This is a genomic window from Lactobacillus panisapium, assembly GCF_019469265.1.
Classification (GTDB): Bacteria; Bacillota; Bacilli; order Lactobacillales; family Lactobacillaceae; genus Lactobacillus; species Lactobacillus panisapium.
The window spans coordinates 1774323-1795220 of record NZ_CP048268.1; the positions used below are offsets into that span (position 1 = coordinate 1774323).

The 20898-nt window shown below is 40.8% G+C and carries 23 protein-coding genes; 1 reads left to right on the top strand and 22 read right to left on the bottom strand.

Translation table 11 applies throughout. The annotated features are described in order from the left end of the window. Positions 1–16: 16 nt before the first annotated feature. From GYM71_RS08410 to GYM71_RS08480, 15 genes are all read right to left on the bottom strand, one after another. Positions 17–1636, bottom strand: a complete 1620-nt coding sequence (locus tag GYM71_RS08410) for a CTP synthase (protein ID WP_220220125.1) — start codon at positions 1634–1636, stop codon at positions 17–19. A gap of 117 nt (positions 1637–1753) precedes the next feature. Continuing rightward, a complete protein-coding gene (gene rpoE / locus GYM71_RS08415; RefSeq protein ID WP_103752299.1) occupies positions 1754–2302 on the bottom strand; it encodes a DNA-directed RNA polymerase subunit delta in 549 nt (182 codons plus the stop codon). A 46-nt stretch (positions 2303–2348) separates the two neighbouring features. After that, positions 2349–2753 (bottom strand): YwiB family protein, encoded by a 405-nt coding sequence (locus GYM71_RS08420; protein WP_220220126.1) that lies wholly within the window; start codon positions 2751–2753, stop codon positions 2349–2351. A 255-nt stretch (positions 2754–3008) separates the two neighbouring features. Continuing rightward, a complete protein-coding gene (gene accA, locus GYM71_RS08425) occupies positions 3009–3779 on the bottom strand; it encodes a carboxyltransferase subunit alpha (RefSeq protein ID WP_220220127.1) in 771 nt (256 codons plus the stop codon). After that, positions 3779–4624 (bottom strand): acetyl-CoA carboxylase carboxyltransferase subunit beta, encoded by an 846-nt coding sequence (locus GYM71_RS08430; RefSeq protein ID WP_220220128.1) that lies wholly within the window; start codon positions 4622–4624, stop codon positions 3779–3781. The genes accA and GYM71_RS08430 overlap by 1 nt, the downstream gene beginning before the upstream one ends. Further along, positions 4614–6017, bottom strand: a complete 1404-nt coding sequence (locus GYM71_RS08435) for an acetyl-CoA carboxylase biotin carboxylase subunit (RefSeq protein WP_220220129.1) — start codon at positions 6015–6017, stop codon at positions 4614–4616. Before GYM71_RS08435 ends, GYM71_RS08430 begins: the two co-directional genes overlap by 11 nt. A gap of 12 nt (positions 6018–6029) precedes the next feature. Then, positions 6030–6476: a 3-hydroxyacyl-ACP dehydratase FabZ gene (gene fabZ / locus GYM71_RS08440; RefSeq protein WP_103752294.1), complete on the bottom strand. Its 447-nt coding sequence runs from the start codon at positions 6474–6476 to the stop codon at positions 6030–6032. 13 nt (positions 6477–6489) lie between these two features. After that, the gene (accB, locus tag GYM71_RS08445; protein WP_220220130.1) at positions 6490–6978 is read right to left on the bottom strand and encodes an acetyl-CoA carboxylase biotin carboxyl carrier protein; all 489 of its coding nucleotides are present in this window, start codon (positions 6976–6978) and stop codon (positions 6490–6492) included. Then, entirely contained in the window at positions 6979–8211 is a 1233-nt protein-coding gene (gene fabF / locus GYM71_RS08450) for a beta-ketoacyl-ACP synthase II (RefSeq protein WP_220220131.1), read from the bottom strand. A 10-nt stretch (positions 8212–8221) separates the two neighbouring features. Next, complete coding sequence (gene fabG, locus GYM71_RS08455) at positions 8222–8956, bottom strand: 3-oxoacyl-[acyl-carrier-protein] reductase (RefSeq protein ID WP_220220132.1); 735 nt, start codon at positions 8954–8956, stop codon at positions 8222–8224. Further along, positions 8956–9885, bottom strand: a complete 930-nt coding sequence (locus GYM71_RS08460; protein WP_220220133.1) for an ACP S-malonyltransferase — start codon at positions 9883–9885, stop codon at positions 8956–8958. Before GYM71_RS08460 ends, fabG begins: the two co-directional genes overlap by 1 nt. A 3-nt stretch (positions 9886–9888) precedes the next feature. Next, the gene (fabK, locus tag GYM71_RS08465) at positions 9889–10842 is read right to left on the bottom strand and encodes an enoyl-[acyl-carrier-protein] reductase FabK (protein ID WP_220220134.1); all 954 of its coding nucleotides are present in this window, start codon (positions 10840–10842) and stop codon (positions 9889–9891) included. A 3-nt stretch (positions 10843–10845) separates the two neighbouring features. After that, on the bottom strand, positions 10846–11094 hold the full coding sequence (locus tag GYM71_RS08470) for an acyl carrier protein (RefSeq protein WP_103752288.1): 249 nt from the start codon (positions 11092–11094) through the stop codon (positions 10846–10848). Positions 11095–11124: 30 nt separating this feature from the next. Then, a complete protein-coding gene (locus GYM71_RS08475) occupies positions 11125–12096 on the bottom strand; it encodes a beta-ketoacyl-ACP synthase III (protein ID WP_419503948.1) in 972 nt (323 codons plus the stop codon). A gap of 4 nt (positions 12097–12100) precedes the next feature. Then, positions 12101–12571: a MarR family winged helix-turn-helix transcriptional regulator gene (locus GYM71_RS08480; protein ID WP_174683348.1), complete on the bottom strand. Its 471-nt coding sequence runs from the start codon at positions 12569–12571 to the stop codon at positions 12101–12103. Positions 12572–12935: 364 nt separating this feature from the next. Between GYM71_RS08480 and GYM71_RS08485 the strand changes: the two genes are divergently transcribed. After that, the gene (locus GYM71_RS08485) at positions 12936–13661 is read left to right on the top strand and encodes a biotin--[acetyl-CoA-carboxylase] ligase (protein ID WP_220220135.1); all 726 of its coding nucleotides are present in this window, start codon (positions 12936–12938) and stop codon (positions 13659–13661) included. Positions 13662–13800: 139 nt separating this feature from the next. Here the strand turns inward: GYM71_RS08485 and GYM71_RS08490 are convergent, their stop codons facing one another. The 7 genes from GYM71_RS08490 to arcA form a co-directional block, all read right to left on the bottom strand. Next, on the bottom strand, positions 13801–14076 hold the full coding sequence (locus GYM71_RS08490) for a helix-turn-helix domain-containing protein (protein WP_220220136.1): 276 nt from the start codon (positions 14074–14076) through the stop codon (positions 13801–13803). A 1-nt stretch (position 14077) separates the two neighbouring features. Then, a complete protein-coding gene (locus tag GYM71_RS10460; protein WP_220220137.1) occupies positions 14078–14185 on the bottom strand; it encodes a type II toxin-antitoxin system RelE/ParE family toxin in 108 nt (35 codons plus the stop codon). 194 nt (positions 14186–14379) lie between these two features. Further along, complete coding sequence (locus GYM71_RS08500; RefSeq protein ID WP_220220138.1) at positions 14380–15096, bottom strand: helix-turn-helix domain-containing protein; 717 nt, start codon at positions 15094–15096, stop codon at positions 14380–14382. A gap of 141 nt (positions 15097–15237) precedes the next feature. Then, positions 15238–16179: a carbamate kinase gene (arcC, locus tag GYM71_RS08505; protein WP_220220139.1), complete on the bottom strand. Its 942-nt coding sequence runs from the start codon at positions 16177–16179 to the stop codon at positions 15238–15240. 14 nt (positions 16180–16193) lie between these two features. Then, positions 16194–17627: an arginine-ornithine antiporter gene (gene arcD, locus GYM71_RS08510; protein ID WP_220220140.1), complete on the bottom strand. Its 1434-nt coding sequence runs from the start codon at positions 17625–17627 to the stop codon at positions 16194–16196. Continuing rightward, positions 17620–18675 carry an ornithine carbamoyltransferase gene (gene argF, locus GYM71_RS08515; protein ID WP_220220141.1) on the bottom strand — a complete coding sequence of 352 codons (1056 nt, stop codon included), beginning with the start codon at positions 18673–18675 and terminating at the stop codon, positions 17620–17622. The genes arcD and argF overlap by 8 nt, the downstream gene beginning before the upstream one ends. A 33-nt stretch (positions 18676–18708) precedes the next feature. Continuing rightward, on the bottom strand, positions 18709–19953 hold the full coding sequence (gene arcA, locus GYM71_RS08520; protein ID WP_220220142.1) for an arginine deiminase: 1245 nt from the start codon (positions 19951–19953) through the stop codon (positions 18709–18711). Between the last annotated feature and the right edge of the window lie 945 nt (positions 19954–20898).

A 20898-nucleotide genomic window follows, 5' to 3' on the forward strand; every position in this document is an offset into this window, starting at 1 on the left:
TATTCAACTACACGCATTACAATTTCTGTTCTGGTAATCCACAAGCTGCACCAATAAATGCCTTATATAAGCCTTCTGGTCTTTGTGGTCTACTCAAAAATTCAGGGTGATATTGCGCAGCAACGAAGAATTTGTTCTTAGTTATTTCAATTACTTCAACTAAGTGATTATCTGGGGAAACACCAGAGAAAGTCATACCGGCTTTTTCAAATGCTTCACGGTATTCATTGTTGAATTCGTAACGGTGACGGTGACGCTCTTGGATAACTTCTTGGTTACCATAAGCAGCAGCAGTCTTAGTTCCAGGCTTTAAGGCAGTTGGGTATAAGCCAAGACGCAAAGTACCACCGATGTTTTCTTCATCCCGTTTATCTGCCATGATATCAATTACATTATGAGTTGTTTCAGGATCTGCTTCGATTGAGTTAGCATCACGATAGCCTAGGACATCACGAGCAAATTCAACCGTTGCCATTTGCATTCCTAAGCAAACACCTAAGAATGGAATGTCATTTTCCCGTGCATACTTGATCGCGGTGATCATGCCTTCTAAACCACGCGTACCAAAGCCACCAGGAACGATTAATCCATCTGAGCCCTTCATAAAGTCAGCAATATTATCTTCAGTAATATCCTCTGCTTGCACCTTATTAATTTCAACATTGGTGTTGTATGAATAACCAGCGTGCTTCAAGGCATCAGTAACTGAAATGTAGGCATCTTCAAGTTCTACGTATTTTCCAACCAAAGTAATCTTAGTCTTGTACTTCAGGTTCTTAACCCGCTCATCAAGCCGAATCCATTCTGCCATGTCAGCTTCCTTTTTCGGACTTTGCAGGTGTAAGAAGTCACAAACCTTTTGGTCCATGCCTTGCTCTTGGAATGCCAGTGGCAAGTCAAAGAGTGATGGTGCGTTGATGGATTCAATAATCCGGTCAACCGGAACATCAGTAAAGTTAGAAATCTTGTCCTTATGTTCTTGGTCAATTGGCATTTCTGCCCGTAAAACCAACATGTTAGGCTGAATACCAATACTACGGAGTTCGGCTACTGAGTGCTGTGTTGGTTTAGTCTTCATTTCTTGGGCAGCGTGCAGGTAAGGTACCAATGTACAGTGAATGTACATCACGTTTTCTTCCCCAACTTCGCGCCGCATTTGTCTAATTGCTTCCATAAATGGGGTCGACTCGATATCACCGACCGTACCACCAATTTCAGAAATAACCACATCAGAATCAGTCGTCAGCCCTGCCCGCATGATTTTTTGCTTAATCATGTCCGTGATGTGCGGAATAACCTGAACAGTAGCTCCGTGATAATCACCACGACGTTCTTTTTCTAATACTTCTTTGTAAATTTTCCCAGTTGTTACGTTCGAATATTTACTTGTCCGTACGTCAACAATCCGCTCATAGTGACCTAAATCAAGGTCCGCTTCAGTACCATCATCAGTGACAAAAACCTCGCCGTGTTGGTAAGGATTCATTGTACCTGGATCAATATTGATGTAGGGATCGAACTTTTGCATAGTTACCTTTAAGCCCCGATTCTTTAACAACCGGCCGAGACTTGAAGCAGTGATTCCTTTACCCAGAGAAGAAACAACACCGCCAGTAACGAAGATATATTTTGTCATTAGCCAAACTCCTTTTGCAAAAAATAAAAAATAAAAAAAGCTCCCTTGCGGGAGCATAAACGCACATAGGGTGCCCAAGTAAAATACTATCATTTTCAGACATGAAGTCAAGAAAAATTATTCATCTTCATCGTCATCATCATTTAATTCAGATAATTGACCTTCGATACCGTCAGGCAAGTCCTCATCATCTTCGTCATCCGTATCAACGAAATCGTCATCTTCGCCAAAGTCGTCAGCATCGTCATCAGCGGTAGCATCAAGATCTTCATCTTCTGGATCATCATTATCGTAATCGATAATATCATCGCTACCAGTAGCACTTGCTAAGAAAGCATTGACCTTCTTATGGTGAGCACGGGTATCTTCTTCATCCTCATCTTCAGGGTGGTTGACTTCTTCGTCAACTGACTCATAAGGAAACCATGAGCGCAAAGCCCAAACATTTTCACCCATTGAAATGAACTCACCATTAGTGTTCAAGTCAGTGTAAAATTGGGGTAAACGCTCCCGAATTTCCTCGTCGCTCTCACCCAAGTACTTTTGTACTTCATTAACAATATCGGCAAAAGCCATTCTCTTATTGTTATCTTCCAAAATTGCGCGAGCAACTTCAATCATTGATAATTCATTACGATTTTTGTCTTTAAAGTCGTTTAATCCCACAATTGCATTCCTCTCTTTTAACAATCCTTCTTATTTTACTAGGCGTTTAAGTAAAAATCAACGTGACGGTATAATTTCCTACTAAGTATAGACCACTAAAGAGGTCATATTCAATGTGAAGTTCCCTAGATCCATCAATTTTAGGGAAAAATTTAATTATTTTAGCCCTACTAGTTAAATCCATCTGATAACCTTGGGCTACGTAATGACATTCCTTTTTCTGGCCCACACTAAAATGGAGTTGGGAATAATCACTGGCAGAATCACCACGTCTAATGATCACATCATTTTCTTTAATTAAAAGCTTAACGGGCACTTCGCCGTCTTCCAGATAAGAGACACGGGTAATCCCATTATGCTCGGTTAATTCTCCAGTACCAGACTTGCGAAAAGTTTCGCTTTCCTTTTCTTGTTTAATTGTACTAGTAAACGCAATCTTTACTTTAGTCATGACTTAACTTAAATTCCTCATCTTAACTAAAAGCTGGCACCAGCAACTCGGTTTGTTAAATAAAAAAAGCTAACCATCTAGATTAGCTAAAATCTTACAGTCAAACTGGCCAACTTAAAAGTTTTTAATCGAGCAGAAGTCGACTGCTTATTATCATTATTATAAAGTAAAAAGCCGATTTTCGCCAGTAAAGCAAACCCTAGTTGCAATCAACTTAGTGCAATTATGGCCCTTGCTAGCATAATTGAAGCAAACTCAAAATTGCCGAAAGCGGGCCTTACGCTTAGTCAGCAACTCATTAACTGACACTTTAGCAAAAGCGGTAATTTTCTGCGCAAGCAATTGCCGCAATTTAACCGCATCTTGAGCTAACACATCTTCAGGTAAAACACGTTCAATTACACCGTGTTCTTTCAGCCACTGCGGCTCAATATGCATTAATTCGGCGGCTTGACTAGCTAGTTTACCATCTTTCCACATAATTGAGGCAAAGCCTTCTGGCGACAAGACGGTGTACATACTGTGATCAAGCATCCAAATTTCGTCACTGCAGGCCAAAGCAAGCGCGCCACCGGAGCCAGCCTCACCCACAATAACGGTTAATAGCGGCACCTTAAGCTGAAGCATCTCACTAATGCTTTGGGCAATGACTTGCCCCTGGCCACTTTTTTCAGCGTCAGCTCCTGGGTATGCTCCGGGTGTATTTAATAATGTAATCACTGGAATATTCAAACTAGCCGCAGTTTTCATTATTCGGTTAGCTTTACGGTAACCACACGGTAGCGGGCTACCAAAGTTCGTCGCTAACCGTTTGTCCAGTTCTTGCCCCTTATTTGTTGCAATAACGGCAACACTGCGGTCGTTAATTGTCGCAAAGCCAGCAATAATTGCGGCGTCGTCACCGGTTGCCCTGTCACCATGCATTTCGAAAAAATCAGGAAAGAGCTGTTTTACCAGTTTGTTCATGTCAGTTTTGCTATCACTGCGGGCACCATTCATGATGGCAGTAATTTCGTCATTTGCCATTAGCTCGCTCCCTCCCACTTTTTAGCGGCAAAAATTGCCAATAGTTGTTCTAGGCATTCTTTCTGTTCAGTTCGGGGCACGATGGCATCAATAAAGCCGTTAGCAAATGCATTTTCAGCACTTTGAAAATTTGGTGGCAATTTTTTATTAATTGTCTGTTCAATTACCCGCCGACCAGCAAAGCCAATTAAGGCATGGGGTTCGGCAAGAATAACATCACCTTGAGAGGCAAAACTGGCAGTTACCCCGCCAGTTGTCGGATCCATCATGACTACAATATAAACGAGTCCTGCTTCGCGGTGCTGGTTGACTGCCTGAGAAATCTTGGCCATTTGCATTAACGACGTAATTCCTTCCTGCATCCTAGCCCCACCAGAAGCCGTCAACATGATGACCGGTAGTTTTTCCGCGGTTGCCCGCTCAAACATTTTCGTAATCCGCTCACCCGTGGCACTTCCTAAACTTCCCATGATAAAATCAGGATCCATAATGCCAAGAGCCGTTTCATAGTCACCAATTTTTGCTTGTCCAGTTAAAACGGCATCCTTAAGCTTAGTTTTGGTCTGCATTTGCTTAATTTTGGCTTGATATTGGGGAAAAGCCAGCGGATTAGTTGTTGCAATTGTTTCATCCCATTCGCTAAACTCTTTGGTCAGCATTTTAAGCCTTGTTCTGGCAGTTACCCTGAAGCCGTAGCCGCAGTTAGGACACAACCGGTATTTGCCCAATTTGCGAAAATAAAATTTGGTCTTACACTGCGGACAAATCCGAAAAATTCCCTGTGGTACATTTTCCTGGTAGTTGGCTAATGCGTGGTGAGGATGCTTAGAGAACTTAATTGCCATCTGTCACAGCCTCCTTAGCGCCAATTTTTTCTTTTTCCTGCTTAATATAATAGGGTAAAAACTGTTGATCAATGTAGGTGGTCAAGTAGTTACCACTTTGAAAAGCCGAATCGGTTAATAACGCCACTAAAAAGTCGCGGTTAGTTTTCAGACCCGTGATTGAAAACTCACTCAGGGCGTCTAATAAGCGTCTGATAGCCAGCGAACGATTATCGGCATGAGCGATAATTTTAATAATCATGGAATCATAAAAAGGTGAGACTTGATCCCCACTGTTGACACCACTCTCAATTCTGATACCTAAGCCGCTGGGCAAAGACATCTGCTTGATTTTACCGGCTTGCGGACGAAAATGGTGAAGTGGATCTTCGGCATTAATTCGGGCTTCGATGGCGGCACCATGCAGGTGGACATCATCTTGGGTAATACTTAAATCATCCCCGGCAGCAATATGAAGCTGTTCTTTGACAAGATCAATTTGTGCAACTTCTTCAGTAATCGAGTGCTCGACTTGAATACGCGTATTCATTTCCATAAAGTAAAAATGATGTGCTGGATCCATTAAGAACTCAATTGTTCCCACATTTTCATAGTGAATAGCCTTAATTGCCTTGGACGTAATCTTTTGCAAGTATTGCCGTTCTTGGTCATTAATCTGTGAACAAGGCGTTTCTTCAAGCACTTTTTGCTGATTACGCTGCATCGAGCAGTCACGCTCAGGCAAAGCCACAACGTGGCCTGCTTGATCTGCAATAATCTGCACCTCAATATGCTTGGCTGGTGAAATGATTTTTTCAAGGTACATCGAATCATCACCAAAAGAAAGTTTTGCTTCTTCTTGGGCCTGACTGAATGCTTGTGGCAAATCCTCGGGACGCTTAACCTTCCTGATTCCTTTTCCGCCACCACCAGCAACGGCCTTAAGCATTACCGGAAAACCAACTTTATTAGCTACAGTTAGGGCTTGGGCCGCATCCTTAACGGGACCAGTGCTGCCAGGAATAACGGGAACTCCATGTTGCCGCATTGTTTCCCGCGCGTTGGCTTTATTTCCCATAAGCGAAATGGTCTTGGCCTGCGGTCCAATAAAAACCAGGTGACATTCAGCACACATCTGGGCAAATTCCGAACTTTCAGATAAAAAGCCATAGCCGGGATGAATAGCTTGTGCTCCGGTTAAAAGAGCCGCACTAATAATGTTTTGCATATTTAAATATGATTGTGCCGGCTGAGGCTGACCAATGCAGACTGCCTCGTCCGCTTCTTTGACGTGCTGGGAGTCTTTATCGGCAGTTGAGTACACTGCCACCGCAGTAATATCTAACTCATGTAAAGCATGAATGATGCGAACTGCGATTTCTCCCCTATTAGCGATTAATACTTTACTAAACATGTTTATCCTACTTTACTGTATGGCAAAAATTAATTCAGCTGTGCATGCCACTTTACCATTAACGGTCGCCTTAGCTAGTCCTATTCCGGCTGAGCCACGCAATTTATCCAGTTCAACTGTTAAATCTAGGGTGTCGCCCGGTTTAACCATAGCCCGAAAACGGGCATTTTTTATTCCGCCAAAATAAACGGTTTTACCAGTAAACTCCGGCATGGTTAGCAAGGCAACTGCTCCAGTCTGCGCTAAAGCCTCGGTAATTAATACACCGGGCATGACGGGGTTACCGGGGAAATGACCCTGAAAATAGCTTTCATTAATGGTTGTGTTCTTGCGCGCATGGGCATATTCTCCCGGACGATAATCAAGCACTTGATCAATCAAGAGCATTGGGTAGCGGTGAGGCAAAATTTGCTGAATTTCCTGGCTTGATAAGGTTTGCTTAGTTTCTTTTTCACTCATCATTTGCACTCCTTTAATCAGGAATAATCGTCATCAATGGTTGATCGTACTCAACCACTTCTTCATTAGCCACCAAGATTTCAGTAATTGTTCCACTGCTAGTGCTTTTGATCTCAGTCATCATTTTCATCGCTTCAATCAAGCAAACAACTTCGCCCTTTTGAACATGATCGCCAACTTTTTTATATTGCGGTTTATCGGGACTTGGCTGCAAATAGACGATGCCGACCAGTGGCGCCTTAACTTGCACTGTATTAGCTTTTACCTCAGTAGCTTGTTTAGCAGATTCAGGGACAGCCTTGGCTGAAGCTGTCGGCAGTGCGGGGCTGGCTTGCTCCTGCTGCTTAGCAGCTTCTTCACCTGTGCCGGTTACCTGAACCGGCTGGTCAGCAATGTCTCGTTTATCAATTAAAATATGGCCACCTTCAAAATCCAACTCAAGCTTTTGAATTTCACTTTGATCAATTTGTGCGATTAATTCTTGAATTTCCGCAAATTTCATCTAATCACCCCATCTTTTCATTGCAATTACCCCGTTATGACCACCAAAGCCAAACGAATTACTTAAGGCGTAATCAACCTGCTGGTGGCAATTATTTTTAGTAACCAAATTGATTGCACACTGCGGATCTTGCTGCTTGAGCCCCACATTAACTGGTAATTGACCAGAATTAAGGGCCAAAATGGTGGCAATAGCTTCAACAGCACCAGCAGCTCCTAGCAAGTGACCGGTCATGCTCTTGGTACTTGAAACGAGGACATTGCTATCCGCTCCAAAGACCTGGTTAATTGCCTTTGCTTCAGCTATATCATTAGCCTTTGTACTTGTACCATGAGCATTAATATAGCCGACCTGTTCTGGTGCAATTTTACCTTCCGTAAGCGCCAACTTCATTGCGCGGGCCGCTTGCGTACCAGCAGGATCAGGCGATGTAATATGGTAAGCATCAGAACTGACTCCGTAACCAACAATCTCGCCCCATATTTTAGCGCCCCTTTTTTGCGCATGTTCCAGTGACTCAAGGATGATTGAACCAGCACCCTCACCCATCACAAAGCCAGAGCGGTCCTGATCAAACGGGATACTGGCTCTTTGGGGATCTGTTGCTGTTGCCAAAGTTGTAATTGCCGCAAAACCGGCAATGCCGCTTTCATTAATTGCTGATTCCGATCCGCCGGTAATCATGACATCAGCATGTCCATCCTTTATTTGCCGAAAGGCTTCGCCAATTGCATTTGTAGCTGAGCTGCAGGCCGTAACAATTGTTGTACTGATTGCTTGTGCGTTGTATTTAATTGAAATGTTGCCAGCGGCCATATTTGCAATCGCCGTTGGGATAAACATCGGTGAAACCCGGTCAAGACCTTTATCATGCCACTTGATTACCTGTTCTTGAATCGTAGTCAAGCCGCCAATGCCACTACCCCAAATAACGCCCAGACGTTCACTATTGGTATTTGCTTCATTAATACCAGCTTGCTGAATGGCTTCGGCCGTTGCATACATCGCATATTGCGTAAACCGATCCATCCGCCTCGTATCTTTTTTAGCTAAATACTTCAGAGGATCGAAATCCTTCAATTGTCCAGCTAAGGTTACGCCAGTAGAACTGGCATCAAAATAGGAAATAGGCGCAAAACCGACTTGCTGCTTGTTTAAACCTGCTTGAAAGCTGGCTAAATCATTACCAATGGGAGTTAGAGCTCCCATTCCCGTAACTACTACTCTTGTCATAGCCTCTCCTTTACTGCATGGTTAAACCGCCATCGACGGTAATTGTTTGGCCGGTTATATAATCACTTTGAGCTAAGAAAATAGCCGCCTGCGCCACTTCTTCCACTTGGCCTAGACGCTTAAGTGGAATCTGGTCAATTATCTGCTGCTCTAATTTAGAACTAAGATTTTGGGTCATCTGAGTAGCAATCATTCCAGGTGCAATCGCGTTGCACCGCAAGTTACGCATGGCAACTTCTTTTGCAACAGACTTGGTTAAGCCGATTACTCCTGCCTTACTGGCGGCATAATTTGCTTGCCCAATATTACCGGTCAACCCAATTACACTTGCCAGATTGATAAAACAACCACTGCGCTGCTTATACATTGGTCTGACTGCTTGTCTGATAACATTAAACGTACCAATCAGATTAGTATCAATCACGCTTTGAAAATCTTCTTCTGACATTCGGTTCAACAAGCCATCCTTGACAATTCCGGCATTATTAACCACGACATCTAACTGATTAAATTGGGCATAAATCTGGGCAATCATTTCTTTGACAGCAGAGACATCCGTTATATCGGCGCTAAGATCAATTACATCATTACCATATTTTTTTAGTTCTGTAATGATTGCTGGTGCTACCGGTTTACGCGCATTTAAAACAATCTTGGCATGATTTTGCGCAAAAGCTTGTGCGATAGCCAGACCAATGCCGCGTGAGCTGCCTGTTATCAAAACAACTTTATCTTTTAAATCCATTATTTCATTGCCTCCAATGCACTAACTGCAGCTTGCATGTCAGCACAACTATCCGTGCGGTAAGTTGGCACACCAACAACCACTTTACGGGCAAAAGACAGTAAAGTTTGACCGGGACCAAGCTCGACTACCGCGGTTAATTTATCTTGGTGCTGCATTAATGTCTTAGCAAAATAAGTTGAACTCACTAGCTGATTAGTTAAATTTGTCGTCAAATTCGCGGGCGTAAATTCTGTTTGCGTCGTTGTACTGTATACCGGAAAGCGCCCTTTTTGCCAGTTAACTTGCCTTAATTCGGCATTAAGATCTGACTGAATCGACTGCATTAACGGAGTGTGAAAAGCTCCGCTAACCCGCAGCGGCACTACCCGCGCACCCTGAGCAGTTAACTCACTACATGCCTTGGTGACAGGCTTTTCCGCCCCGCCAATTACCACTTGCTTTGGGGTATTAACGTTAGCAATGCCGATTTCTCCTAAATCTTGGACAGTTGCTAAAACCGTCTTAATTTTAGGTAGCGAACTTTTCATCACGGCCACCATCACACCAGGATGTTGCTTGCTTGCTTTTCCCATTAGTTCGCCGCGTTTTTGGATAAGCCGCAAAGCTGAAACAAAATCAATGTTATGCGCACTCGCAAGTGCACTGTATTCGCCTAAACTAAGACCAATGCCAAAAGCAGGTATATCTACGCTATCCTGCAATACTTGGTTAAGTGCATAACTCACTGCTAAGATAGCTGGCTGTGCATATTCAGTTGCCGCCAATCGCTGTGCTTGTTCCTGATCATAAAGTAGATCAGGTAAGTCAAACTGCAAAATATTGCTGGCCTGATCAATCAACTGACGATAATGCGGTACTGATTGATATAAATCTAGCGTAAGCCCGGTTTTTTGTGCTCCTTGTCCACTAAATAGTAATCCAATCATTGCTTAACGACCGCCAGTCAATAGTTTTTCTGCTTGTTCAGCTACTTCAGCCAAAATCTCCGCAGCTGGTTGTTCTTCATGCACCATGCCGGAAATTTCACCGGCCATAAATGAACCGGTATCCGGATCCCCGTCGATGACTGCCCGGCGCAAACTGCCGCTTCCCATCTCTTCTAATTTGGCAAAATCGGGCTCAGGCTGCAATGCTTCTTCTTTTTCCAGCTTGATATAGTCCTTTGCCATCTTGTTTTTCAAAACGCGCGAAGGATGACCGGCATATTCGCCGGTTACCATCGTACTGGCATCTTTAGCACGCAAGACAGCTTTTTTATAATTCGGATGAATCTTTGATTCTTTCGCAACTAAAAAGCGGGTACCCATTTGAACACCTTGTGCACCTAACATAAATGCAGCTGCAAGACCGCGGCCATCACCAATACCACCAGCAGCAATTACCGGAATTTCCACGGCATCTACCACTTGTGGAACCAGCGCCATCGTTGTCAATTTACCAATATGACCGCCGGATTCCATCCCTTCCGCAATGACAGCATCAGCACCAATGCGCTCCATCATTCGCGCAAGTGCTACTGAACCGACAACAGGAATTACCTTAATCTGTGCTTTTTTAAATTCGGATAAATACTTGGAAGGATTGCCGGCACCAGTAGTGACAACGGCAACTTTGTCCTTATTGGCTAAGATTACGTCAACCACATCATCGGCATATGGTGATAGCAACATGACATTGACTCCAAAAGGACGGTCAGTTAACGACTTTGCCCGCTCGATTTCTGCCGCTACAACATCGCCTGGTGCATTGCCGGCACCAATAATTCCTAGGCCACCAGCACTGGAAACACTGGCAGCCAACTTACCATCAGCAACCCAAGCCATTCCGCCTTGAAAGATTGGATAGTTAAGTCCCAAACTTTTCATTAATGGACTTAATTCCATGAGTTAACCCTCTTTCGCAGCTAGCTGTTTTTGCACAAAATCAACCAAATCTTGAACGGTCTGAATACCATCTTCACTTTCAATCTTGATGTCAAACTCGTCTTCCAATTCATTAATTACTTCAAAAACATCCAGACTATCGGCATTTAAGTCATCCTTGATATTTGCTTGCGGCGTCACTGCAGCATCGCTTTCTCCGGTTTGGGCAACAATAATTTCTTTTACCTTTTCAAAAATTTCTTGTTCTGTCATCTTGTATACTTCCTTTGTTAATTTCTTTAGTTAAAAAATCAGTGCAATGCTGGCAACCGTCAGACCGCCACCAAAGCCGCTTAAAATTAATTTCTGGCCGGGTTGAATATCACCCGATGTTACAAATTCGTCTAGCAAAATTGCCACACTAGCCGCCGAAGTGTTGCCGTAACGGGCAACATTATTCAAAAACTTAGCCACTGGCTCATTAAGATGTTTGGCAATTACGGTTAAGATGCGGCCATTGGCCTGATGCAAAAGATACCAATCAACATCATCTTTTTGCCAATTAGCCTGCGTTAATACCCGGTTAATTGAGCTTGGCACTTCATGTGTAGCGAAGGTATAAACATCGCGGCCCTGCATTTCCAAATAGTGCTTATGCTGATCAGTATTATCTTGGCTAAAGGCGGAAACAGTCGGCTGATAGCCGGCCGTTAGAATCGCCGCCTGTTCACCAAATGCACGCAAATCTTCAGCAATAATTCCCGCGGTGGCGGCATCTTTTTCCACAAGTACGCCACCACTACCATCGCCAAACAGCACGGCAGTAGAGCGATCTTGCCAGTCAACTAACTTGGTTAAAACTTCTGCACCAATGACCAGCCCCCTGTGATAAGGACCAGCAAGCAACTTATCCGCAACGGCCAAGGCGTAAATAAACCCAGAGCAGGCGGAATTAAGGTCAAAAGCTAAAGCATGTTGGGCATGAATCTTTCCTTGCACTATTGCAGCTGTCGAGGGAGTTAAAAAATCCGGTGACATTGTAGCCACAATGATAAAATCAATTTGATCAGCAGCAACAGCCGCTTTTTTTAGTAAACTTTGCGCCACCTTAACAGCTAAAGCTGAAGTCTGCTCACCGTGAGAAACATGGCGCTGTTTAATACCAGTGCGGGATGAAATCCATTCATCAGAAGTGTCCATTATCTCTGCCAAGTCATCATTTGAGACAACTTGGGGTGGTACATAGCTGGCTGTTTGCGTAATTTTTAACCCCATCAGGTTAATGCCCCTTCTTGTTATCAATATGCGGTGGAAATTCGAGAAAAGCCCTTAGATTAAGCAGAGCCCGTTCAATAATGGCTATCTGCTCTTCATCAAAACCTTCGATAAATTTCTTAACCATGTGTCGGTGAAACGAGTCGTGTGCTCGGTAAATCAAACGACCGCGATTGGTTAATCCTAGGCGAATAATTCTGCGATCATCTTCACCGTGAATCCGAATAACATAGCCTTTGCGTACCAGCTTATTAACCATTGTTGATAATGAACCGGCAGTAACCATTAATTCACTAGCAACTTGCGAGCTTGTCTTATGCTCATACATAGAAATGACATCAATTGCATGCAGTTCCCTAATTGAAATGTCTTTAAATTCGCTCTTACGTAATTCACGTTCTTCTACACGCATGATATCGGAATAAACCGTTGTTAACAGGCTATTAATTCTTTTCAAATCTGTTTCCAATAGCATCACCCCTTAGTTAATAGTTATTACTAAATTGCGACTTTCGATTCTTTCATACTAATCAAAAAAGCAGCTAGTCTCCGCGTTTTGACTCGTAAAATTGAACAACTTAAAAATTAAAAGCGACAATTATCATCTTCCCTATTTACTTTGTACTTCAAAATAAATTATGAAAGTATGATATTGTATTAAGTGAAAAAAGTCAAATAAATATTGTATTTTGCGCTTTTTAGGTTAAAATCTTAATAATTTAAGTCAATTTTTAATCTTAAAATACTTTGATAATCAAACTATTATTTTTAAATGAGGTAATATCAGCAAAATGTGTAATGAACAAACTAGTACTGCCGTAAAAAAAGAGAGCCTTAAAATGTTGCTAGCAGATTTGCCATTGCAAATCAATTGGTGGCAAACATGCAAATCGACTAATTTAGCTGCTAAAGAAGATTTCTTAGCAAATGGTTATGACGGTCCCAAACTGTTTGGCAGTGACGTGCAGACTGGTGGTTATGGCAAAAATGCTCGCCCCTTCATCTCAAATCAAGGGGGAATCTACCTATCACTAGTAATTAAAGTGCCGCAACTTACCGGGCAAAATCAGGGCCTGTTAACCACTGGCATTGCTTGGCAGCTTTACGAAACCATTAAACAAGAATTACAGATAGAAACAGAGCTTAAATGGGTTAATGATCTTTTCTGGCAGGGCAAAAAAATAGCGGGCATTCTGGTTGAATGTCCCGCTCCACACGTTGCCATTATTGGTATTGGCTGCAACCTTTTTCAAACTCATCTAAGCGAAGAGTTACCCGGTGCGACTAATTTGCTTACTGCCCAGCCGACCACTGAAAAAACTTGTCATTTAATCAGTAATTTAATCCACCACCTATTTTCTTTTATCCCCAATTTTATCCACAGCGATTTCCTCCCCCAATATAAAAAACATATGATGCTTTTAAACAAAAAAGTTACCCTCCAATTGGGTCAAACCACCATTCAAGGACGCGCAGTTGACCTAACACCTATGGGTAACTTAATTTTGGAAACTGAAACAGGCAGTCGGTCATTTAATGCTGGCGAAATTACTAGAATCCGCTAAAAAATGACCTACTTTTTAAAAATTAATCTGCCGGTTTAACCATTAATAAATTGATGCCACCTAATAAAATTAAGATGACACAAACAGTAATCAGCTCTTGCTAAATATTGATTTTCTATTCTACCTTTCAGTTAATTTATCAAACTAATACCAGCTTGATTTTTCTGTGGGCAGCATTAGCAATCTCGCTTAATAATCCCACGCTAACATTCATTGAACCTGATTCGATACGGCTGATTGTTGCTTGCGACTTACCAACATAGCTAGCAAATTCTTTTTGCGTCATATTAAGATCATCCCGCATTTTGCGAACTATTACTCCAGCATTTAAATTAAAATCTTCTTGCGCAAATCCTTTGGCTAGCTTAGGATTCTGTTCAATTCTTTTTTCAATGTAATTATCAATAAAGCTCATACTATTTCACCCCATATTTTTGTTCATAAAGCTTTCTGCGCAGCAGTGCTTTGTCTAATTCTTTCTTAGGCATTTTTTGTGATTTCTTTTTGAAACCGTGTGTTATCACTTTTTATTATTGGAACTGAATTTGAAACTTTTTATGCAATATAGCATATCTGCTATATTACGGCAAACAAAAAAATTGTCTTTACTTATTTATTTTTAGCACTTAAAAAGCACATACCCGCTACTTTCAGGTATGTGCTTCTTATTTTCTTAAGGAGATTTTTACATAACAAATTGACTTATAGATAGTAATTACTAATCGAGACTAACTGAGATTGTCCGATCTCGTGGCAACATATCATCAGAAAAGCTTTGTAATTCTGTTTCCAAAATGCCGAGATTTTCGGTTTTTTCTTTTAGATAAGCAACTGTCAGAGGTAATAAATCGATTCCTACTTTAGGATTTAACTGAGTAGCCTGTCTGATTTTTTCAAGGCGATACTCAATTGTTTTGGGGTGAACCATCAAAATATGGGCAAGTGAAGACAATGTAGCCTGCTTTTTAGTATATAGCCATAAAGTTAGTTGCGTATCTTCATCTAACTGGCTTAATTTTTTCCTGACATCAGGATAGTCCAGTGAAGAATGAACGATACTATACATATTGGCTACTTCATCGTAGTGAACAATTGAATCAAATTTATTACTTAACAATAAGGCAAAAAGTGCCTCTTTAATACTCCCAGATAGGTCGAAATGTCGTTTACCTATACCAACACTGGTTTCTTTGGGTAAACTAGTTAAAAATTTACTTTCTTGCTTAGGCCGCATTACATAAACCCGATTGTTCTTGTCAAGATCAAACGCTAAACGCCATTCGGGCAAGTTGGTAACAGAAGAAACAACCATAGCAAGATATTTCACATCCAAATCAACTCCATTCATTTTTGCGCGGCCATCAAATCCATTGTTTGCGACAGGAACATCGTAGTCAGATACATATAGCCATTCATGCATAAACTTATCAAGCATATCTTATTCTCCTATTGTATATTTAGATTTGTATAAATAAAACTTATACTATAATAATTTAATCCATTAGACTTGCTAATTACAAATAGGCCACTATATAACTCTTATAACATCTTTAAATTTATACATGTTTATGAAACTTTAGTCTGGCAAAATAATTGTTCCGTCACCATTTTTGAGGTACGAAGAGATATTGTCTAGTGAGGTAATAACAGCCGGTTTATTCGACTTTTCAACAAATGAAATCGCAGCTTCTACTTTAGGTTTCATCGATCCAGGTGCAAATTGATTTTCACTAAGAAATTGTTTCATTTCTGCAACCTTAACCTGATGCAAATCTCTTTGTGATGGCTTGTGATAGTTTATTGCAACATATTTCACTGCGGTCAAAATAATCAATTGATCGGCATCTACTAGCTCAGCCAGTTTAGCCGCAGAAAAGTCCTTGTCAATAACCGCTTCAACACCGCGAATTTCCTCACCAGATTTAATAACGGGAACACCACCGCCACCAGCAGCAATTAGTGTCATGCCCTTTTCTACCAGCGACTTGATCGCATCAGCTTCCATAATACTTAATGGTTTTGGTGAAGGAACTACCCGTCTAAATCCGCGACCAGCATCTTCGACAAGCTGCCAATCCGGATGTTCCTTTTTTACTTCATTAACTTCATTTTCTTGGTAAAAAACTCCGATTGGTTTTGACGGATTCTGAAAAGCTTTATCGTGTTCATCAACCACTGTTCTAGTCAGCATCGTCATAATTTTTACCGGTAATTGACGTTCATCAGCTTTCATATCAAGTGCGTTGGCAAGCCACAGTCCAATTTCACCCTGCGTCATTGCGCCTACTGTATCAAGAGGCATCGCAGGATTACTTTCTGAACTACCCGCAAGTTCCTGCAATAACAAATTGCCAACTTGTGGACCATTTCCATGAGTAATTACTAACTGAATATCGCCCTGAGCGATAAAGTCAGTTAAATAATTAGCTGTTCTCAATAATGCGGCTTGCTGCGCTTGTGCTGATGGATCATCAGTCAGGATGGCATTTCCACCCAAAGCAACAACAATTCTTTTCATATTAACTCCAATTTTTATATCTTCAATTTACCCAGTGCCAAAGCAGCGATTGCCCCGATTGCTAATACGGCAATAATAACCATAAATAGCCATTCGAGTTTGCCGACACTGTTACCCGTTTCTTTACGTGCCTTGTAGTACAGGACAAAGCCTATTACATAAGCAATAGTGCATAGCCACAAGAATTGCAGTCCCGCAAAAATCATGCTAAGAACTTCAAAAACTAAGGCAATTAAGCCGGGAATAATGACCTTTAATTCCTTTTGTTGCAAACCGAGTTTCAATTGATAAGCACCAACCAAGGCATAGCAAACAGCGATAGCAGATGTACATAAAGAGTATGCAAAGTTATATGCTTGATCAGTAAATAAAAGGGTTATTAGAAAGAGTTGAATTAATATTTCGGTTAGCCATAAGGAATTGGCAGGGGCACGATGTTTATTCAGCTTGCCAAACCATTTGGGCAAAAGTCCTTGTTCCGCCATCAGTGACGTCGCTTCAACTGGTAGCATTGTCCAAGAAAGCCATGCACCTAAAATCGAAATAATTAAACCAATTGCAATGAAGGCCCCACCAATTGGTCCAGTCATTTCTTTAAATAAGTAAAGTAATACTGGGTGCCGCATTGTTTGCAATTTACTTAGTGGCAAATAACCATAAGGTAAGATTGAAACTACGACATAGATACTTAAGAGTGAAATCAATCCGATGATTGTTGCCTTACCAGCATCTGATTTTTTCTTTGCCCGGGCAGCCATTGTTGTTGCCCCTTCAATACCGACAAAGACCCACATCATAACCATCATACAGCCCTTGATTTGCTCGAAAATACCCGAACCGGTTGCCTTTGAATATGTCACGCTTCCCTGAAGATTGGTGGACATATTAGCCCAAAAGTGGCTAGTAAAAACGCCGGCCTTGAAGTTGATGATTGCGATCACAATGAAAGCAAAAATTGGAATCATTTTAGTAACGGTTACGATTGCGTTAATGATTGCAGCAGATTCAATTCCCCGGGTAACCAAGATTGTCAATGCCCACGAAATTAGTGAAGCAAAGATAATTGCACTAACACTATTACCCGATTTTAATGAAGGGAAAAAGTAACCAAACGATGACATGAGCATTGTGGCAAAAGCAACATTGCCTAGCCAAGCTGAAAGCCAGTAGCCCCAGCCTGAAATAAAGCCAACAAAGTCACCAAATCCGGCACGAGCATAGTCTGATACACCAGTTAATTCAGGTTTATTCAAAACTAAATGATTTAAACACAGTGCCAGCATCAAAATTCCAATTCCCGTAATCACCCAAGCAATTAATGCTGCTCCTGGAGTAGCTGCTTGAGCTAGTGTTGACGGTAAATCGAAAATTCCTGACCCAATTGCGGAACTAACAACTAAGGCAACTAGGGCCGGCAGGGCAATACCATTTTCTTTGGAATCAGCCATCATTTTCTCCTGCTTGTTCAAGTTCAGGTACAGCTGGAATGAATAAATTACCTAACGTAGCAGCCATAATCGCTTTAATTGAGTGCTTGCGGTTTTCTGCTTCTTCGAATTGACGGGCATACTCGCTTCTGAATACCTCATCAGTAACTTCCATTTCGGTAATACCGTATTGTTTCTTAACGTCCTCACCATATTCTGTATTAGTATCGTGGAAAGCAGGCAAACAATGCATAAAGATAAGTTGGTCCTTTGGCGTGCCTGTCTTCTTCATCATTTCCATGTTGACTTGATATGGCTTCAATAATTTAACCCGATTTTCCCAATCAGATTCGCCCATTGAAACCCACACATCGGTGTAGATAACATTGGCGCCTTTGACACCTTCATCAATATCAGCAGTAATCAATAATTGCGCACCAGATTCAGCCGCAAACTTATTAGCTAAATCAACCACTTCTTGAGCTGGGTGGAGTTCTTCCGGAGCAACAATATGAATGTTGACACCAAGCATGGCACCAGTAACTAATAACGAATTAGCCATATTGTTGCGACCATCACCAACAAATGAAAGAGTCAAACCACGTAAATGACCAAAGTTTTCTTTAACGGTCATAAAGTCGGCAATCATTTGTGTTGGGTGCCACTGATCAGTTAAGCCGTTCCAAACAGGTACACCTGAATATTTGGCTAAAGCTTCAACATCAGATTGCTTGAATCCTCTGAACTCAATTCCGTCAAACATTTTTCCTAAAACAATCGCTGTATCTTCAACGGATTCTTTTTTACCTAATTGAATGTCGTTTGCACCCAAATATTCTGGATGTGCGCCTAATTCAATGGCCGCAGTGGTGAAAGCTGAACGTGTTCTGGTGGATGTTTTTTCAAATAATAATGCAATGTTCTTGCCTTCCAAATAGCGGTGCGGAATATTATTGTGCTGCAATGTCTTTAAATGAAGACCAAAATCGACTAAATATTGAATTTCACCTGGGGTAAAATCTTTTTCCGCTAATAATGAACGACCTTGAAATACTGAGTTAATTGCCATTGATAAACCTCTTTACTCTCTTTTTTGAATTAGTTATAAATCTTCACGCCATAATGGTTGTGACATACAACGAGGGCCGCCACGACCGCGTGATAATTCGCTTGAAATAACTTCGTGAACCAGAATGTCATGCTTTCTCAGCATTTCGTTGCTGACATAATTACGGTTGTAGGTAACTACTTCACCCGGAGCAATTGTCAGCGTGTTTGAACCGTCATTCCATTGCTCACGCGGAGCCACAATGTCATCACCGTTACCAGTTAAAATCAGATCTAGTTCTGATAAATGCAAAACTTGTTTCAGAGTTTCGCCCAAGTCGGTGTGATGTTCCATTCTTACTTCACCGTTATCACCAGGTGTCAAAACAAAAATATTCATTTTGCCAGCTTCGTCCATGATGCCTGGGAAAACAGTAAATTGATCTGTGTTAACCATCGTGAAGACCGTATCTAGGTGCATCATTGCATGATTATGTGGAATCTCAATTGCCACTACGGTATCGAAGTGACTATCTTTATTGGTAAAGAGTTCTTTAGCTAAGCCTTCTACTGACTTAGATGAGGTCCGTTGGGAAACACCAATAGCCAAAACATGGTCGTTCAAGACTAGTTCGTCCCCACCTTCAATTCTAGTGGTGTGATTACGACTACGCCAAATATCTACTTTGCCAGCAAAGCGAGGATGATATTTCATCACAAATTCGGTAAACAATGATTCAGGGCGCCGAGCAGCAAATGTCATGCGGTTAATAGTAATGCCTGAACCAATTGATGCTTGTGGATCACGTGTGAAATATGCATTAGGCAGTGGATCAAGTAGGAACGGATCGCTAGCGTCGCTACCTGCTAAGTCATGAAGTGATTCGTGTTTAACATCCAAATCAACTTCATTGCGCCGAACACCGCTGTAAAGCTTTTCAACCATATCTTTAGTTTCTAAATCTGTCAGATATTCATGCAAAACATCATGCGTGGTTCCTGAGCCATAGCCGTGTTCGTCAAGATACTGTTCTAAGAACTTTTCTTTAATATCGTCATCTTCTGAGAGCGCCTCAACTGCAAGGTCATCAATATATAATGTTTCCACACCATTTTTTCTTAATGTTTCAGCAAAATAGTCATGCTCTTTCTGAGCGATTTTTAAAAAAGGAATATCGTCAAACAAAAGCCGTTCCATCGTATCTGGTGTAATATTTTCAACTTCTGCACCAGGTCTTTTTAGTAAAACCGTCTTCAATTTACCGATTTCCGAATTAACATTAATTGCCGGATTATCCATAATTGCTTCTCCTTTGTAAAGTAATGTAAAATCATAAAAAGCGCTTTCATTAATTTACGATTTAATTATCACAAAAAGCATTTATTGTTTAAACGGTGTTTTAGATAGACTTTTTTATCCAATTGGATAAATACATAAAAGCAGTGCACAAAAAAACATCCTCAATCTAAACGATTGAGGATGCTTTTTGGGGAAGAATGATTTAAATAACTATCTTTGCTAAGTTCTAGCTAAATATATGACGACTTAGCAACTAATTTCTTAGAAAGTTAGCCACTTGTTCGTCTTTAAGTTGAAATATTAATTTATGTTTTTATGGCTCAGTTACAATAACAACCAATGTTCTTAAAAAGTCCATTTTTTCTCTCCTTTACTTGTATTTGCATAGTACATCTTAATACTACTGAAATTTCTTTCCATTATTTTGTCATATTTGAAAAATAATTAAGACTAAAAAATACTCTTAATCGAATGATCAAGAGTATTTTGAGAAGAATGATTAAATAACTTTAATTTGCTTTAAGCAGGGAATACAACAACCATGTCTCTTAATAAATCCATAATTTTTCTCCTTTACTAATCATTTTATGCTTATAAATATATCTTAGTCTTACTGTAACTTTTTTCTATTATTATTTCATATTTGACAATTATATTTTGACATAAAACTAGTTATATATTTTTAACATTAAATAAAAAAACTCCTAGTCAATAACTAAGAGTTTTTTTGGGGAAGAATGATTGAATAACTATCTTTGCTAAGTTCTAGCTAAATATATTACATTTAATTAAAAATTAAATGTAACACATGAATTAATCAGTAATAATAATTGCTACAGTTCTTAAAAAACTCATATTTTCCTCCTTTGTTTAACTCTCATTGTTTATACATATATTAGTCTAATCATGTTTTTTCACTATCTATTTTTCATATTTGAAAATTAT